This is a genomic window from Acinetobacter sp. UNC436CL71CviS28, from assembly GCF_000620525.1.
In the GTDB taxonomy this organism is placed as follows: Bacteria; Pseudomonadota; Gammaproteobacteria; order Pseudomonadales; family Moraxellaceae; genus Acinetobacter; species Acinetobacter radioresistens.
The window spans coordinates 15,158-31,423 of the sequence record NZ_JIBB01000019.1 but is presented as its reverse complement, the minus strand read 5'-3'; the positions used below and the strand labels follow the sequence as shown (position 1 = coordinate 31,423).

General features: G+C 42.5%; 16 protein-coding genes. 10 read left to right on the top strand and 6 right to left on the bottom strand.

Features of this window, described 5'->3' with window-relative positions:
• Positions 1–47 precede the first annotated feature (47 nt).
• Together N518_RS0108685 and N518_RS0108680 are read left to right on the top strand one after the other, a co-directional pair.
• Positions 48–665: a glutathione S-transferase N-terminal domain-containing protein gene (locus N518_RS0108685; protein ID WP_026444143.1), complete on the top strand. Its 618-nt coding sequence runs from the start codon at positions 48–50 to the stop codon at positions 663–665.
• A 71-nt stretch (positions 666–736) separates the two neighbouring features.
• Positions 737–1,159, top strand: coding sequence for a YqaA family protein (locus N518_RS0108680; protein WP_026444142.1), 423 nt, complete (start codon positions 737–739; stop codon positions 1,157–1,159).
• 40 nt (positions 1,160–1,199) lie between these two features.
• Here N518_RS0108680 and N518_RS0108675 read toward each other — a convergent pair whose 3' ends face one another.
• On the bottom strand, positions 1,200–1,928 hold the full coding sequence (locus N518_RS0108675) for a TonB family protein (RefSeq protein ID WP_026444141.1): 729 nt from the start codon (positions 1,926–1,928) through the stop codon (positions 1,200–1,202).
• A 137-nt stretch (positions 1,929–2,065) separates the two neighbouring features.
• Positions 2,066–3,328: an MFS transporter gene (locus tag N518_RS0108670; RefSeq protein ID WP_005016179.1), complete on the bottom strand. Its 1,263-nt coding sequence runs from the start codon at positions 3,326–3,328 to the stop codon at positions 2,066–2,068.
• 237 nt (positions 3,329–3,565) lie between these two features.
• Here N518_RS0108670 and rpmI point away from each other — a divergent pair, with 237 nt between their 5' ends.
• Both rpmI and rplT read left to right on the top strand, forming a co-directional pair.
• Complete coding sequence (gene rpmI / locus N518_RS0108665; RefSeq protein WP_001096359.1) at positions 3,566–3,760, top strand: 50S ribosomal protein L35; 195 nt, start codon at positions 3,566–3,568, stop codon at positions 3,758–3,760.
• 11 nt (positions 3,761–3,771) lie between these two features.
• Positions 3,772–4,131 (top strand): 50S ribosomal protein L20, encoded by a 360-nt coding sequence (gene rplT, locus N518_RS0108660; protein WP_005016178.1) that lies wholly within the window; start codon positions 3,772–3,774, stop codon positions 4,129–4,131.
• Positions 4,132–4,509: 378 nt separating this feature from the next.
• Here the strand turns inward: rplT and N518_RS0108650 are convergent, their stop codons facing one another.
• Positions 4,510–5,547, bottom strand: coding sequence for a hypothetical protein (locus N518_RS0108650; protein ID WP_005016177.1), 1,038 nt, complete (start codon positions 5,545–5,547; stop codon positions 4,510–4,512).
• A gap of 156 nt (positions 5,548–5,703) precedes the next feature.
• Here N518_RS0108650 and pheS point away from each other — a divergent pair, with 156 nt between their 5' ends.
• The 3 genes from pheS to N518_RS0108635 are packed head-to-tail and all read left to right on the top strand — an operon-like array spanning position 5,704 to position 9,393.
• Positions 5,704–6,684, top strand: coding sequence for a phenylalanine--tRNA ligase subunit alpha (pheS, locus tag N518_RS0108645; protein ID WP_005016174.1), 981 nt, complete (start codon positions 5,704–5,706; stop codon positions 6,682–6,684).
• A gap of 34 nt (positions 6,685–6,718) precedes the next feature.
• Positions 6,719–9,100 carry a phenylalanine--tRNA ligase subunit beta gene (gene pheT, locus N518_RS0108640; protein ID WP_026444140.1) on the top strand — a complete coding sequence of 794 codons (2,382 nt, stop codon included), beginning with the start codon at positions 6,719–6,721 and terminating at the stop codon, positions 9,098–9,100.
• Positions 9,097–9,393, top strand: coding sequence for an integration host factor subunit alpha (locus N518_RS0108635; RefSeq protein ID WP_005016170.1), 297 nt, complete (start codon positions 9,097–9,099; stop codon positions 9,391–9,393). The genes pheT and N518_RS0108635 overlap by 4 nt, the downstream gene beginning before the upstream one ends.
• A gap of 201 nt (positions 9,394–9,594) precedes the next feature.
• On the opposite strand, the gene N518_RS0108630 is transcribed toward N518_RS0108635, so the two are convergent.
• The 3 genes from N518_RS0108630 to trxA all read right to left on the bottom strand — a co-directional run bounded on the left by N518_RS0108630 (position 9,595) and on the right by trxA (position 12,305).
• Complete coding sequence (locus N518_RS0108630; protein WP_005016168.1) at positions 9,595–9,954, bottom strand: hypothetical protein; 360 nt, start codon at positions 9,952–9,954, stop codon at positions 9,595–9,597.
• 428 nt (positions 9,955–10,382) lie between these two features.
• Entirely contained in the window at positions 10,383–11,645 is a 1,263-nt protein-coding gene (gene rho / locus N518_RS0108620; protein ID WP_005016165.1) for a transcription termination factor Rho, read from the bottom strand.
• Between the two features lie 333 nt (positions 11,646–11,978).
• Positions 11,979–12,305 carry a thioredoxin gene (gene trxA, locus N518_RS0108615; protein WP_005016162.1) on the bottom strand — a complete coding sequence of 109 codons (327 nt, stop codon included), beginning with the start codon at positions 12,303–12,305 and terminating at the stop codon, positions 11,979–11,981.
• 264 nt (positions 12,306–12,569) lie between these two features.
• Here trxA and ppx point away from each other — a divergent pair, with 264 nt between their 5' ends.
• Genes ppx through tilS form a run of 3 tightly spaced genes read left to right on the top strand, consistent with a single transcriptional unit; the run spans position 12,570 to position 16,251 of the window.
• Entirely contained in the window at positions 12,570–14,090 is a 1,521-nt protein-coding gene (gene ppx / locus N518_RS0108610) for an exopolyphosphatase (protein ID WP_005016160.1), read from the top strand.
• Positions 14,091–14,125: 35 nt separating this feature from the next.
• A complete protein-coding gene (locus N518_RS0108605) occupies positions 14,126–14,950 on the top strand; it encodes an acetyl-CoA carboxylase carboxyltransferase subunit alpha (RefSeq protein WP_005016159.1) in 825 nt (274 codons plus the stop codon).
• Positions 14,887–16,251: a tRNA lysidine(34) synthetase TilS gene (tilS, locus tag N518_RS0108600; protein ID WP_081402530.1), complete on the top strand. Its 1,365-nt coding sequence runs from the start codon at positions 14,887–14,889 to the stop codon at positions 16,249–16,251. The genes N518_RS0108605 and tilS overlap by 64 nt, the downstream gene beginning before the upstream one ends.
• Positions 16,252–16,266: the final 15 nt, after the last annotated feature.

Here is a 16,266-nt window from a genome sequence, read left to right as displayed (position 1 = left end):
TAATGCGTTTGTTCATGACAATAACTATAGCAGTGAAAGGATAAAAAATGATTGATCTATATTATTGGGCTACGCCAAATGGCCATAAAATTACGATTGCCCTTGAAGAAATGGAGCTGGATTATCAGATTTTTCCGATCAATATTATGGAAAATGACCAGTTTCAGCCAGACTTTCTGAAAATTTCTCCTAACAATAAAATTCCGGCAATTGTTGATCAGGATGGGCCACGTGGTGAACCTATTTCTGTTTTTGAATCAGGCGCAATTTTGCAATATCTGGGTCGCAAAACGGGCCTTTTCTATTCACAGGATGAGCAGGAACGGGTAGAGGTTGAACAATGGTTAATGTGGCAAATGGGCGGACTTGGCCCGATGCTTGGGCAAAATCATCATTTTAACCGTTTTGCGCCGGAAAAAATTCCATATGCCATAGAGCGCTATCTAAATGAAACAAAGCGCTTGTATAGCGTATTAAACAAACAGCTCATCGGCCAAAAATTTGTAGCTGGGGAATACTCTATTGCAGATATGGCAATTTTACCCTGGATTTTACGCTATGAATGGCAGGGAATTCAGTTAGAAGACTATCCAAATGTGAAAGAATATGTAGAGCGCCTGACAGCACGTCCTGCCATACAGCGGGCTTTAACTATTCAGCTTTAATTTATTGTAGAGTAGATAACCCAGCCATAGAGACAGTTTATACTTCAGTCCTTATCTGGGACTGATCTTCAATGGCATACCTTCTACTGTTTATATCTGCATTTGGTGCAGCGACTCTATTACCCTTGCAGTCTGAGGCAGTATTGCTTGGTTTGCTGACGCAACAACATTATTCAGCTTTATTGCTATTAATGGTTGCCAGTGCCGGAAACATTTTAGGTTCATGTATAAATTGGTGGCTGGGAATTCATATTGAACACTATAAGCATAAGAAGTGGTTTCCGGTATCTGAAGCCAAGATACAAAAAGCACAGAACTTTTATTATAAATATGGATATTGGTCACTGTTACTTAGCTGGTTACCAGTCATTGGTGATCCGATTACCCTAATTGCGGGGCTGTTAAAAGAAAATTTTTTAAGATTTCTGTTGATGGTGACCTTGGCCAAAACAGGACGTTATCTTTTTATTTATTTAGCTTATATTTTATTTTAATACAGGAAGTAGAATAGCTACTTCCTGTATTTCTGGAAATTTACTGGCATTCTTCCAGCTTAAAATGAATCTGGTCTTTAAAGTGTGACTTTTTATAAATCCAGAATTTACGCGGAGCAGAAACTTGTACCTGTGAAACCGCCTGTATTACTGCCTGGTCAAGTGCGTAGGTTCCTGAACCCTGCTGTATTTTTACTTTTTTAATATTACCCTGTCTATTGCTTTTAAAACTAAATTTAATGCTACGATCATAACCATTCAACTGGTCGCGATTAATTTCCAGTTGAGGCTGATTTAGATACTGGAAAGGAACTTTTTTATTCTGTTGCTGAGTCAGCCAGTTTTCTGAATTAAAATTATAAAGACAGTCCTGACCGGCATTGTCGTCTAATTTCAGGCTAAAAGCCTGATAGCCAATCACTGGCAAAGCTGTGTCATTTTCAATATAGGCTTTGACTTGAGCTTGTTGCACAGCATTCAGCAGGATGTCGTCAAGAGTTTTAATACCCGTACTTTCCTGAATTGCAGCTTTATTAACCTTACCTGTTTCATCTGCATAAATACGAATGATGGCGTGGCGATCTTGGCCCTTTAAATCCTCATCTTTATAAACTGGCTGAGGAAAACGGACCCACTGAATGCGTGTTGTTAAATGTGCAGGTAATGCAGAACTGGTTTGTGGGGTAAGTTTCATAGTTGCTGGTGCCGCAGCATAACTTGTACTTAGCGGCAGACCCATTAGAAATAGAACAGGAAGAGCATATTTCATAAGTTCATTCATTTCATTATTAGATAAAGTGAGCCGTTGCCCGTTCGGCCAGCTCTGGCGGCTAAGTATTATCTGTTTCTATCCAGATGACAATATAAAAGAAGTCTGAAAAGGCCTAGGCGCCCCAAGCCAAATATCTATTTGAATTGATTATCTGAACTCTGGGTTATATCTATACCAAATAGATCTTTGGTTTTGGCCCAACTAACTACGACTACAGCCATGGTCATGCAGCCGCCAAATACTGTCGCCATAACTGTACCCATATATTTGGCCGCCAGGCCCGATTCAAATGCGCCCAGTTCATTTGAAGATGAAACAAACATTCCATTTACGGCAGCTACACGGCCCCGCATATTTTCGGGAGGAAAAATCTGTAAAATAGTCTGTCGGATAACTACAGAAATACTGTCACAAGCTCCAGTCATGGCAAGAGCGAAAAGTGAAAGCCACACATGATCTGAAAAGGCAAACAGCAGGGTAAATATACCAAAACCAGCAACTGCCAGTAACATGTTGCGCCAGGCATGCTGAGTGGGAGGGAATTTGGTTAAAGCTATCATGGTAACTAGGGCGCCAATTGAAGGAGCAGCGCGCAAGTAGCCTAGGCCCTCGGGTCCGACCTTCAAAATATCTTCTGCAAAAATGGGCAGCAGTGCGATGACACCACCGAACAGGACTGAAACAAGGTCCAGAGAAATGGCCCACAGTACAATTTTGGTTTTCCAGATAAAGCGAAACCCCTCACCCAGTGAATCCAGCACTCGATGTTCTTCCATCACAGGAAAATTACGTTTTTGAAGCAGATTAATAAGCATAAAACATAGGGCAAGTAATATTGAAACAGCAATCAGGCTGGTTTCGCGGCCAAGAAAGGCCAACATAAAACCACCTAGCATCGGGCCTAAAATCACACCACTTTGCCAGCCAATGGTGGTCCATGTTGCGCCATTGGCATAGATGGCTTTGGGAATCAGAAAAGGTTTTAGGGAGGTCGCAGAAGGGTTGTAAAAACCGCGAATGGTGCCTAGTCCAAAAATAACTGCATAGATTCCCCAAGAAAGACTGTTAATTGTGATCGAATCTATTGCATAGGCATGAAAGAGCCACCATAAGATAAGCGGCAAGGGGGCTGCAAAAAACAGGCAAACTTTCATAATCGTCTGCTTGTTAAAACGGTCAGCAAAATAGCCACCCCATAAGGAAAGTGCAATAAATGGTATGGCTTCTGCCAGTCCAATCAGCCCCAATGTGAGAGGATCTTTGGTAATTTGATAAAGAGAATAGGCAACAATAATTTCTTGAATCAGAATGGCAAGAGTGAGACAAAACTGGTTGAGTGTAATAATCGAGAAGTCTCGATACCGCAAGGCGGCAAAAGCATCATGCTGGTTAGACATATAAGAGGGTTCTACATATTTTTGTAGTGATTATACTCCTGAATAAAAGCTGAAATTTCCATCATTTCTAAATTATTCAAGAAATATATCTTCTGTATTGAAGCCCGATTAAAATCATGAAAATCCGATTAATTGCTTTTGTTTTAGGCAGAGTTGCTATAAAATGTCGCCTTCCTTACCTGCAGGTCGTTATTGCAATGGTGCAGACGAGCCGAACAGGTGCTTAAAGAGGTTGTTATGGCAAAGTTAAAAACTCGCCGTGGTGCAGCTAAACGTTTCAAAGCGACTGCAAACGGTTTCAAGCGTAAACAAGCGTTCAAACGCCACATTTTGACCAAAAAATCTGCTAAGCGTATCCGTCAATTGCGCGGCTGTGTAATGGTTCACGTAAGTGACGTTGCTTCAGTTCGTCGTATGTGCCCATACATCTAAGGAGATTATAAATGGCTCGTGTAAAACGTGGTGTACAGGCTCATCGCCGTCACAAAAAAATTCTTGCTCGTGCTAAAGGTTACTATGGCGCTCGTTCACGCGTTTACCGCGTAGCGTTCCAAGCAGTAATCAAAGCTGGTCAATACGCTTACCGTGACCGTCGTCAGAAGAAACGTCAGTTCCGTTCTTTATGGATTGCACGTATCAATGCTGGTGCGCGTCAAAACGGTCTGTCTTACAGCCGTATGATTTCTGGTCTGAAAAAAGCTCAGGTAATCATCGACCGTCGCGTACTTGCTGACATCGCTATGCATGATGCAGTTGCTTTTGCTGCTTTAGCTGAAAAAGCTAAAGGTGCGTTAGCTGCTTAATCATCTTCGATGATCTAAAAAAGACTGCTTTTGCAGTCTTTTTTATTATCTTTAAAAACATCTGGTCGTAAGTAAAGTAAGCCTTTAAATTGTTGAAAATAGTTAAAATATTTTATTTATTACTATAAGGCCCAAAATTATTCTTCCAGCACTAATTTTTATCATGAGCGGGAGCAACTCGCTTATAAATCTTGTATAAAACTTTAAATTTTTATTTTGACTGATAATAATGATGAGTAAATCTAAAAATAGAAACTGATTTAATTCATAAATTGTACCAAGTTTCTCTAAGCTGATTATTAGAGTTCTGACATTGCGTTCATACTGGGTCATAGACTCAATATGAACACAACTTTGGGTTAGAAAAATATTTAGCAGTTACAATCCAAAATAATAGGCGACGACACAAATTACGATTGTTAAAAGAAGCAATTTAATCACATTTCCCATGCCGGCTTTATGTGTACCTGCTGGTACTTTTTCTTTACGTACGGGTTGTGCCAGGGTAACTGCTGGACTATCTAGTGGGGTTGCTACCGGTTCTACATAAGTTAACTGTGCAGATTTATAGTGATTGGCAACTTTAACGATCAGCTTGCTGAGCAGGTCATCAATTTTTTGAGAAAAATGTCTCAGGTTAATCTGTTCTTCAGGCGTTAAAGTCGTACCCTGCTCATCAAAAGGATGTTTACGCTTATACTCGACAAATTCTGACAGTGCAGTTACCCGGTGTAATAGTTCATGTGCAATATCGGCAGAATAGTCAGTTGGAATTAAGGCCAAATATTGTAATGATATACTGTCAGACGCTACTTGGGATGCTGGCTCACTGACACCGTAATATGGTAGGTGGCGGTTTGCAGGCTCTACATAACCTTGGGCAAATTGGGTTCTGAAAAGTTCCTGTTCAATGAACTGGTGTATTTCATCCCAATTGGCATCTTGCAGGTCAATATCAACCAGTTTGGATAAACGCCCTGGTAACTCATAGCTCCAGAATGTTTCATGACGCTTATCCAGACGTTGTCCAGCAGGTGCTTCAAAATCGTTTTCAGCAATATACCATTCAGCCAGTTCCTTTCCGAAAATCCATGCTGTCTTTTTTTGATGCTCATGACTGACAATAAAATGAGCAAATGGCAACAGCTCAACATTTGCATTCGGGTTTTTCTCATCAATCAATAAATTTGAACTATGCAGACTTAAACGGTAAACCCCACGTTTCTTTAAACCCTCCAGCCAGATTTGAAAATGCTGGGCTAGCAAGTGCTGTGTATGCAAGTTGCGAAAACTGAAGATATGTTGCTGAAAAATAGAATGATGTAGCCAGCGGCTAAAGGGCAGGTCATGGCTTAAATATTCATTGCCATAAGTAACGAGACTTAATTGTTGTTTCCAGATTTGATCGAGTGCCATTAGGGTTGATCTCATTGTCATTCATCTTATCTTATACTTTTTATAAATCATCCTGCCAATCTAATTTTCCTGCCTGATGGCTTCATCAATCCGGATAAAAACTGTTAGAATGCAGAGTTTTATTATATTTCCAACTTTGATGCTTTGAGAGTTAATATGTCACTGGAAGCCCTGACCACTGAAGCGCTGGCTGCAATTGCAGCGGCTCAAGACCTTGCTACACTCGACCAAGTACGCGTTCAATTTACGGGTAAAAAAAGCCAGCTAGCAGAACAGTCCAAGGCACTGGGCAAAATGGACCCTGAAGAACGTAAGATTCAGGGCGCTGCCATTCATGCCGTACGTGAAGCGATCAATACTGCGCTAACAGAACGTCAGAAAGAATTACAGCAGGCTGCATTACAACAAAAACTTGCCAGTGAGACTATTGATATTACTTTGCCAGGCCGTGGCCAGCGCATGGGCAGTATCCATCCGGTGACTCAGGTGCAAGAGCGCATCTGTCAGTTCTTTACTAAAGCCGGTTTTACTATTGCAACCGGACCAGAAGTTGAAGATGACTATCATAACTTTGAAGCATTGAATATTCCTGGCCACCATCCGGCACGTGCCATGCATGATACTTTCTATTTTGATGCCAAGCATTTATTGCGTACGCATACTTCGGGTGTACAAATTCGCACTATGGAAACGTCTGAGCCGCCTATTCGTATTGTATGCCCGGGCCGCGTTTACCGTTGTGATTCGGACCAGACCCATTCACCAATGTTTCACCAGATTGAAGGATTATATGTCGCAGAAAATACCAGCTTTGCAGAACTTAAAGGCCTGCTGATTAACCTGCTTAATGAGTTCTTTGAAAAGGACTTGAAGGTCCGTTTCCGCCCTTCATATTTCCCGTTTACTGAGCCTAGTGCGGAAGTGGATATTATGGATGAACGTGGCCGCTGGCTGGAAGTGCTGGGCTGCGGTATGGTACATCCGAACGTACTGCAAGCTGCTGGTATAGACCCTGAAAAATATAAAGGCTTCGCATTTGGTCTGGGAGTAGAGCGCTTCGCTATGCTGCGTTATGGCATCAATGACCTGCGGATGTTCTACCAGAATGATGTGCGTTTCTTGCGCCAATTTGCTTAAGACAAGATTTGAAAATTTGTAAGGTTTAATCGATATGAAAATTAGCGAAAATTGGTTACGTAGCTGGGTAAATCCGGCCATCGATAGTGAAACGCTGTCAAATCAACTGACAATGCTCGGTCTTGAAGTCGATGATATGTCACCGGCAGCAAAACCTTTTACCGGAGTTGTCGTGGGTGAAGTTCTAAGTGTAGAGCAGCATCCCGATGCAGACCGTCTGCGTGTAACGACTGTTAATATTGGTTCGGATGAGCCTTTACAGATTGTATGCGGTGCACCTAATGTGCGTGCAGGTATGAAAGCAGCAGTCGCAACAATTGGGGCAGTTTTGCCTGGTGATTTCAAAATTAAAAAAGGCAAACTTCGTGGTGTTGAATCTCAGGGAATGCTCTGTGGTGCCTCTGAAATTGATCTTGAAGATAAACTTGATGGACTGCTTGAGCTGCCAGATGATGCACCGATTGGTATGAACGTCCGTGAATATCTTAATCTTGACGATCATATCATTGATATCAGTATTACACCTAACCGTGGTGACTGCTTTAGCATTCGCGGTATTGCCCGTGAAATTGGAGTAATTAACCAGTTGGCAGTTACTGCACCTGAAGTTGCAGACGTTGCAGTCACTATTGCCGATGAAAAGAAAGTGATAGTGGACACTGCTGGCTGTCCACGTTACCTGGGCCGGGTTATTAAACATGTAAATACCAAAGCAGCTACTCCACTCTGGATGGAGCAGGCTCTGGCCCGTTCCGGAATTCGTCAGCATAGTATTCTGGTCGATATTACCAACTATGTATTAATGGAGCTAGGCCAACCATTACATGCTTTTGACGCTGGCAATGTACAAGGTGCGGTACATGTCCGTCAGGCAAACCCGCAAGAAAAACTGGTCTTGCTCAATGAGCAGGAAGTTACACTTTCTGAGGATATAATGGTCATAGCTGATGATGAAAAAGCATTAGCAATTGCCGGAATTATGGGAGGCCTGTCTTCTGCAGTTTCTGATGAAACTACGGAAATCTTCCTTGAGTCTGCATTCTTTGCACCACTTGCTATTGCTGGACGTGCCCGCCGTTTCGGACTGCATACGGATGCTTCACAGCGCTATGAACGTGGCGTGGATTTTGAGTTGCCAATACTGGCCATGAACCGCGCATCTCAATTGATTCAGGAACTGGCAGGTGGTGACTTCGGTCCAATTACAGTGGTGGAACAGTCTGAGCTTTTACCAACACGTGATGCCATTGAGCTGAAACAGACACAGGTTGACCAATTACTAGGTTATCAGCTTGATGGAGAGTTTATTACAGACGCTTTAACGCGTTTAGGCTGCCGGGTTGAAATACGAGCTGAAGGACACTGGATAGTTGTGCCACCTTCACATCGTTATGACTTGGCCATATATCAAGACCTGATCGAAGAAGTCGCTCGAATAGATGGTTATGACAACATCCAGATCAGTCTACCGGTCATTGATGTCAAACTGGCAAAATATCAGGATCAGCTTGAGCTTGGTCAATTACGTCAGACTATCGCAACCTTGGGATACCAGGAAGCCATCAGCTTCAGTTTTGCTGATGCTAAACTTGAAAAGCAGCTTAATCCACAGGTACATCCATTAATGTTGGCAAATCCGATCTCAAGTGATCTCGCTGCCATGCGAAGTACTTTATTATCGAGCCTGATTCCATGTGTACAATATAACCTGAACCGTCAGCAAAACCGTGTGCGCCTGTTTGAACTGGGTTTGCGCTTTGACTATCAGAATGCAACTGATATCTCTGGTCTTCAGCAAATTCCAACTCTGGCCCTTATTGCAGTTGGATCCCGTGTACCTGAATCTTGGCATGCTAAAACTCAAGTGATGGATTTCTTTGATTTAAAGGGTGATGTAGAAGCAATTTTGGCAGCAGGCCGGATTAAGGTCGAGTATGTTCCTTCAGAACGATCATGGTTACATCCTGGTCAGTCAGCCGAAATTCTGGTGGATGGAAAAACCGTGGGTTATCTGGGACGTTTGCATCCTTCACTAGAAGATGAGCTTGATTTAGGTATCACTTGGGTTGCCGAACTGGATCAAAAGGCTGTTTTGCAATCTTATGTATCTAATTTTACAGAATTATCACGTTTTCCATCGGTTCGACGTGATATTGCACTTTTAATTAGTGATAAGATAAATGTTAGTGAAATTCAGCAGTTAATCGAACAAACAGGCAGTGAGCTGCTTCACTCAGCTTGGCTGTTTGATGTGTATACGGGTCAAGGTGTTGAAGAGGGCAAACGCTCACTAGCATTTGCGCTGTTGTGGCAACACCCAACACGTACGCTTGAAGATGCTGAAATTAAATCAGGTATGGATAAAATTATTGAAGTGTTGGAAAACACTTATCAAGCGACATTGAGGGCCTCATGACAGCATTAACTAAAGCAGAAATGGCCGATCATCTTAGTGAGCTTACGAGCCTGAACCGCCGTGAAGCGAAACAAATGGTTGAGTTATTTTTTGATGAGATTAGTCAAGCTTTGATTGCCGGTGAACAGGTAAAACTCTCCGGTTTTGGTAACTTTGAGTTACGCGATAAGCGCCAGCGCCCAGGTCGTAACCCAAAAACAGGTGAAGAAATTCCAATTTCAGCACGTCGTGTAGTGACTTTCCGAGCAGGACAGAAATTTAGACAACGTGTGGGGAATGAGCAGGTCGATTGACCTGCTTTTTTTTAATTATTTTTAGGTCGGCTCTGAATTGTAAGACACTGGAGCAGAAATTTTTAAAAACTATAGAAGAAGAGAGGAAAGCCTGAAAGATAATAAAAATGTTAGATAGAAAGATAACTTATAATTTTTTAAAGATTTAGACAATAAAAAAGAGAGCCAAAGGCTCTCTTTTTTGACAAATAATCGTATAGATTATTGAGCAGCTTTTTCAGTAGCTGGAGCGTCAGTAGCTGTAGCATTAGTTGCATTAGCATCAGCAGCTGGAGCTTTAGTTGCAGCGTCAGCAGCATCAGTAGCAGCGCCAGCAGCATCAGTAGCAGCGTCAGCAGCTTGGTCAGCAGCTTGAGCAGCATCAGTAGCAGCTTGTTCAGCAGCAGGAGCAGCTTCTACAGCAGCAGCGTCAGCAGCAGTTTCTGCTTCGTTTGCAGCAGCAGTAGCTTCAGTAGCAGCAGCGTTTGCATCAGCAGCAGCATCTTCAGTTTTTTTAGCACAACCAACGAAAGCTAGGGTAGTAGCAACTGCAGCAGCAATAGCGATTTTCTTGAATAACATGGCATCACTCTCATAAAAAAGTTGAGATTAAAAAAAACCTGAGCCAGCCTGTTTTGTGCTTTTATTATTCCTAACGTTAGATAGGTAACAACGCATGGAGCAGACTAACTGGGCTGTAAATATGCTATCACTGCCATTTTTTAATTACTACTGCCTAACCTTAAAAAAAGGTCAAAAAATGCAAAAAAACGTCTGATTTTTAACAGAAAATAACAATGGAAAATGAAAAATACATTGGACAAGTACTAAATAAATGCTTAAAAGTTATAGGTTTTTTTAAATGAAGGCTTTATTAATCAAAAGCTTGTAAACAAATTAAACATGAAGTTAAGTCGTTTGTATCAATATGTAAAACTTGTCAACTAAAATATAAAGACCATCGTTATAGATGGCCTTTATATTATGAGTACTTACTTTACAGTTCTTGCTTATTGCTTGCGTTTCATCTGATCAAAGAAATCATCATTGGTCTTGGTTTCTTTCATACGGTCAAGCAGGAATTCCATAGCTGCCAGTTCATCCATAGGATGAAGAAGTTTGCGCAGAATCCAGACTTTGCGCAGATTCTCTTCACTCATCAGGCGCTCTTCACGACGCGTTCCTGATTTCTTGATATTCATGGCAGGGAAAACACGCTTTTCTGCAATACGGCGGTCTAGGGTGATTTCTTGGTTACCTGTACCTTTAAATTCCTCATAGATGACGTCATCCATCTTGCTGCCAGTTTCAATCAGGGCAGTTGAGATGATCGTCAAAGAGCCGCCTTCTTCGATATTACGTGCAGCACCGAAGAAACGTTTAGGACGTTCTAAAGCATGTGCATCTAAACCACCAGTCAGTACTTTGCCTGATGATGGAATTACCGTGTTATAAGCACGGGCCAGACGGGTAATCGAGTCAAGCAGGATTACCACATCTTTTTTATGTTCAACTAGACGTTTAGCTTTTTCAATAACCATTTCAGCTACCTGAACATGGCGAGCAGGTGATTCATCAAAGGTAGATGCTACTACTTCACCACGAACCGTCCGCTCCATTTCAGTTACTTCTTCTGGACGTTCATCGATGAGCAGCACGATCAGAAAAACTTCCGGGTTGTTACGAACAATTGACTGAGCAATATTCTGCAGCAACATGGTCTTACCGGCTTTTGGTGGCGCTACAATAATTGAACGCTGACCTTTACCAATCGGAGCAACCAGGTCAACCACACGTGCTGTCAAGTCTTCCGTTGTACCATTACCAAGTTCCATTACCAGCTGTTCGGTTGGAAAGAGTGGGGTCAGGTTTTCAAAGAGAATCTTGTTACGTGAGTTTTCAGGTGTGTCATAGTTAATCTGGTTAACTTTAAGCAGGGCAAAATAACGTTCACCCTCCTTTGGCGGGCGAATAGTACCTGTAATGGTATCACCCGTACGTAAATTAAAACGGCGAATTTGGGATGGACTGACATAGATATCGTCTGGGCCTGCGAGATACGAACCCGCAGCTGAACGTAAGAAGCCAAAACCGTCAGAGAGAATTTCAAGTACACCATCACCAAAAATTTCTTCGCCATTCATAGCATGACGTTTCAAGATGGCAAAAATAATATCTTGCTTGCGGTTACGAGCCATTCCTTCAAGGCCCATAAACTCAGCAATTTTAATAAGTTCGCCAATCGGTTTTTTCTTGAGTTCGGTTAAGTTCATAGATGGTCAGATAGGTCTAAAAAGGGACATATGAAGTGGAAGTTAAGAAGAAGCAAAAGTCGGCCGCATGCAATATGAGTAAGTCCGTCGTAATTGCACAATAACAAACTCAGATGACTGATTAGTTGTATCGAAGAGAAATGTATAAAACACTTTCTGTTGCCGAGCGGCGATCTTATGTTTTGTATCTTTTAAGAAAGTGGAGAGCGAGAATTGCTCCAACGTTTCTTGAGCATGAAATATAAGTCAGAACAGGAAGTTTGTCAATTTAAGCATGAAAAAAATACGCTATTTTATAACAGCGTATTTTTATAACGGATGTTTAAAACCAGATTAGATATTTTCGTCAATAAATGCAGCCAGTTTCGAGCGTGGAGCAGCACCTACCTGCTGACCTACAACTTCGCCATTCTTAAACATCAACAGTGCTGGAATATTACGGATATTGTATTTTACAGCCGTATCTTCGCATGAAGTCACGTCAACTTTAACGATTTTGACCTTGCCTTCGTATTCACGTGATAAATCTTCAAGTACAGGAGCAATTGCCTTACATGGGGCACACCATCCTGCCCAGAAATCTACCAGCACTGGAGTTTCAGCGTCCAGAACATCTGCCTGGAAGTTTTCATCAGTTGTATTAACAATATTAGCAGACATGGGTATGACTCCAAAAGTATTTTAAAGATAGCATTGTAATTTTGCGAATATTACACAGCCATCAGGTTCAATGAAAGAGTTAAAGTTATTTTTCCTCTTATCTGTTGTTTTGTCTAATGGAAGCTCACGATACTGACAATCGTGATACACAATCATTAAGTAAAACAAAAAATATAAACTCGAGTAAATGTTGAGTAAACGTCTTTTAAATTCATAGCATGTGAATTACTCTAAGCGACAATTCGGTGAAGGTATGTGTAAAGAATGTCTGATTTTTTGATCGATGAAGAATTGCTTGCTGCCATAGACATGGGGTCAAACAGTTTTCATCTTGCAATTGCCAGAGTTGATCATGGGGAAGTCAAAAAAGTTGCCTCAATGTCAGAAAAAGTTCAACTGGCGGCCGGCCTTGATGAAAATAAAAACTTGACTGAAGCTGCACAACAGCGGGGTTTAGCCTGCCTTGCCCGTTTTGTGGCGCGTTTGGGTTCAGTACAACCTACCCGCATGCGAATTGTAGCAACCAATGCCTTGCGTCAAGCGAAAAACGGGCATGAATTTATTCAAAAAGCTGCCGAAATCTTGCCAAAGCCGATTGAAATCATTGCAGGGCGTGAAGAAGCCCGTCTGATTTATCTGGGAGTTTCACATACTATTGCTAATGGTGGCCGCCGGCTAGTCGTCGATATTGGTGGCGGTTCAACTGAGCTGATTATTGGTGAAGAGTTTGAACCCTTGCATACTGAATCTTTACAGATGGGTTGTGTGGCCTATACCAAAGCCTATTTTGCTGACGGCTCTATTTCTGTAAAAGCTTTTGATAAAGCTGTGGTTGCTGCACGTAAAGAGCTCTCTGCAATAGCTAATACCTATAAAACTGAAGGATGGGATACTGTCGTAGGCTCAAGTGGAACCATTAAGGCCTGCCGTCAGATTATGGTTAATATGGGGTTGAGTGACGAGCAGGAAAAAGTTACCCGTGAAGGTCTATATAAATTAAAAGAGAAACTGCTTAAGTTTAAGCATGCTTCTGAAATTGATTTCGAAGGTTTAAAAGATGACCGGCGTGCTGTTTTACCTGCCGGGATTGCCATCTTGTATGCTGTATTTGAAGTCCTGGAGCTAGATAAACTGGTGTATTCAGATGGTGCACTTCGTGAAGGGGTGATGTATGACCTGTTGGGACGTTTTAAGCATGAAGATATTCGGGACCGTAGTGTACAGGCATTGATGGGACGCTATAACGCTGATCCGAAACAGGCAGAGCGTGTAGTAAAAACTGCCCAGCAACTATTTGATGGCGTGGCAGAATCATTAAATCTGACTTGTGATGATCGCGATCTGCTACGTCGTGCCGCCTATGTGCATGAAATTGGTCTTGCAATCAGTCATGGTGGATATCATCGTCATGGTGCCTATTTACTTCAACATTCCGATATTCCGGGATTCTCCCAGATTGATCAAAATCATCTGTCTCGGCTGGTGGGCTTTCATCGCCGCAAGCTGCGTCATGAAGCAAAAATTGAAGTAACGCGGGCAGGAGGCGAAAAACTGGCCTATCTTTGCCTGTTATTACGTTTAGCAGTTTTAATCAATCATAGTCGCAGTGATCAGGTGCTTCCTGCCATTGAACTGTCTGTAGTAAATGATCAACAATGGCAACTCAGTGTTTCGGGTGATGCCAAACAATGGCCTCTGCTGATTGCAGATTTGCAGGATGAGCAAGTGCAGTTCAAGCATTGGGATATTGAGTTGAATATTCAGTCGGAAAAATTTATCAATTAACTCAATTTTGTTAATTCAGGAATAATACTCGGCCTATGAAGAACAAAGCTGCTCAATCTAAAGCATGGAAAACAGTTCAAATTGCACGTCACCCGGAACGTCCGCAATTTCTGGATTATGTGGGCGAAATTTTTACAGAGTTCGATGCGTTGCATGGTGATCGCGTTTTTGGCGATGATGGCGCGATGATCGGCGGATTGGCTCGTTTTGATGGCCAGCCGGTGATGGTGGTAGGACAGCACCGCGGTCGTAGCACTCGTGAGAAATTGCAACATAATTTTGGGATGTGCAATCCTGAAGGCTATCGCAAGTCACAACGTCTACTCGATATGGCAGAGAGATTCAATCTGCCGGTATTTACGTTTATTGACACTATGGGCGCATACCCGGGTGTAGGGGCTGAAGAGCGGGGACAGGCTGAAGCTATCGCCAGTAGTCTTGCCCAGCTTTCAAGCCTGAAAGTTCCGGTTATTGCAACGGTACTGGGTGAAGGCGGTTCTGGCGGAGCGCTGGGAATCGGGGTTGCAGACCGCGTGATTATGCTGTCACACAGTATTTATTCTGTAATCTCGCCAGAAGGATGTGCCTCTATTTTATGGAAAACTGCTGAAAAGGCAGAACAGGCCAGTGAAGCGTTATCATTAACAGCAGATAAACTTCAGGCACTGGGTATTGTAGAATATGTCGTCGATGAAGGTGAGGGAGCACATTTACATCCCGAACTGGTTATGGACCGTCTTCAAGAAGTGCTTAAACAGGCACTTGATGAATTGAAAGGAATGGATGCTAGCGAACGATGCGAGGCACGTTACCAACGTTTAATGAAGTTTGGCAGCGAGAATTCAGGTCTGGTTGCTTAAAACAGCTTGAGCAGTTTTCACCAGAAACTTCTTTCCTGATCGGATGTAGTGGGGGCATGGATTCCATGCTCCTATTATATTTTATGGCGGCGCTTTGCCCCGGACGGATCAGGGCTATCTATGTTGATCACCAGTTACAGGCTCAGAGTAGGGACTGGGGTATTCATGTGCAAGCTGAATGTATGAAGCTTGATGTTCCATGCATTGTGCAGCCTGTACATGTAAATGCAGGTAATCTTGAACGTCAGGCCCGTGAAGCGCGCTATCAGGCTTATCATCAGCATATTAAATCTGGCGAAGTACTTGTTCTTGCTCATCATCAGCAGGATCAGGCTGAAACCGTATTGTTAAGATTGTTTTCTGGCACAGGTATTTCTGGACTCTCTGCTATGAGACAACTGGATCAGCGTCATGAAATGCCAATCTGGCGTCCGATGCTGTCCCTCTCCCGTGAGCAGATTTGCCAATGGGCTGAACAATTAAACATCAGTTTTATTGATGATCCTTCAAATAATAATACCCATTACGACCGTGCCTGGTGCCGAACAATGCTCTGGCCGCTCTTAGCTTCCCGCTTTTCTAAAATGCAGCAGGCAGTCTCCCGCACAGCTTCATTAATGCAGGATGCCGATGAGATTCTGCAGGAATTATTACAAGAGGATTTAAAAAATTGTGGCAATGCACAGCAGCTTGATCTCGCAAGATTAAAACTACTTTCAAAACCCCGACAGCGACAACTGCTTTCAGCATGGATGAAAGGTGAAGATATATATCGGCCAGCTTTTGAAATGGTTGAGCGGATTCAGCATGAAGTTATTGCTGCCAAAGCCGATGCACAGGCGGCGCTACACTGGAACAAGTATTATTATGTTCGTTATCATGGGCAGCTTCACCGTTTACAGGCAGATGAATATCTGGCTGAGAAAAATACTCAGCTCATTTTTGAACAAAGTCTTATTCCCGAGCTTTCTCATGTTTACCAAACTGCTTCTGGCCATTATCAGATTCAACCGCAAGCAGTCGGTTTATCAGCAGATTTATTGAAACAGAATCTTGTATTAACATCGCGGCAAGGTGGGGAAAGAATTCATCTTTATGGCCGGGTAGGTGCATGGCCGCTCAAAAAGGCTATTCAGGAAGCACAAATTTTTCCTTGGCAGCGTCATCAGATTCAAATATTAAGCCGAGATAATGTTATGCTTGGGGTTTTTACGCCCAAAGGGTTTTGGTTGGCGCAATCTCCATATTGTGAGCGAGGTGGCTGGCAACCGGTATTAATCACTCAGCAACAACAAATGTAAATGACGAGCATTGAA

Coding starts and splice junctions, on each gene's coding strand:
- N518_RS0108630 (WP_005016168.1), bottom strand. CDS start 9,954: ATGTTATTCAAGAAAATCGCTATTGCTGCTGCAGTTGCTACTACCCTA.
- trxA (WP_005016162.1), bottom strand. CDS start 12,305: ATGTCTGCTAATATTGTTAATACAACTGATGAAAACTTCCAGGCAGAT.
- ppx (WP_005016160.1), top strand. CDS start 12,570: ATGTCTGATTTTTTGATCGATGAAGAATTGCTTGCTGCCATAGACATG.
- N518_RS0108680 (WP_026444142.1), top strand. CDS start 737: ATGGCATACCTTCTACTGTTTATATCTGCATTTGGTGCAGCGACTCTA.
- rplT (WP_005016178.1), top strand. CDS start 3,772: ATGGCTCGTGTAAAACGTGGTGTACAGGCTCATCGCCGTCACAAAAAA.
- N518_RS0108670 (WP_005016179.1), bottom strand. CDS start 3,328: ATGTCTAACCAGCATGATGCTTTTGCCGCCTTGCGGTATCGAGACTTC.
- pheT (WP_026444140.1), top strand. CDS start 6,719: ATGAAAATTAGCGAAAATTGGTTACGTAGCTGGGTAAATCCGGCCATC.
- N518_RS0108650 (WP_005016177.1), bottom strand. CDS start 5,547: ATGGCACTCGATCAAATCTGGAAACAACAATTAAGTCTCGTTACTTAT.
- N518_RS0108605 (WP_005016159.1), top strand. CDS start 14,126: ATGAAGAACAAAGCTGCTCAATCTAAAGCATGGAAAACAGTTCAAATT.
- N518_RS0108685 (WP_026444143.1), top strand. CDS start 48: ATGATTGATCTATATTATTGGGCTACGCCAAATGGCCATAAAATTACG.
- rpmI (WP_001096359.1), top strand. CDS start 3,566: ATGGCAAAGTTAAAAACTCGCCGTGGTGCAGCTAAACGTTTCAAAGCG.
- rho (WP_005016165.1), bottom strand. CDS start 11,645: ATGAACTTAACCGAACTCAAGAAAAAACCGATTGGCGAACTTATTAAA.
- pheS (WP_005016174.1), top strand. CDS start 5,704: ATGTCACTGGAAGCCCTGACCACTGAAGCGCTGGCTGCAATTGCAGCG.
- N518_RS0108635 (WP_005016170.1), top strand. CDS start 9,097: ATGACAGCATTAACTAAAGCAGAAATGGCCGATCATCTTAGTGAGCTT.
- N518_RS0108675 (WP_026444141.1), bottom strand. CDS start 1,928: ATGAAATATGCTCTTCCTGTTCTATTTCTAATGGGTCTGCCGCTAAGT.
- tilS (WP_081402530.1), top strand. CDS start 14,887: ATGCGAGGCACGTTACCAACGTTTAATGAAGTTTGGCAGCGAGAATTC.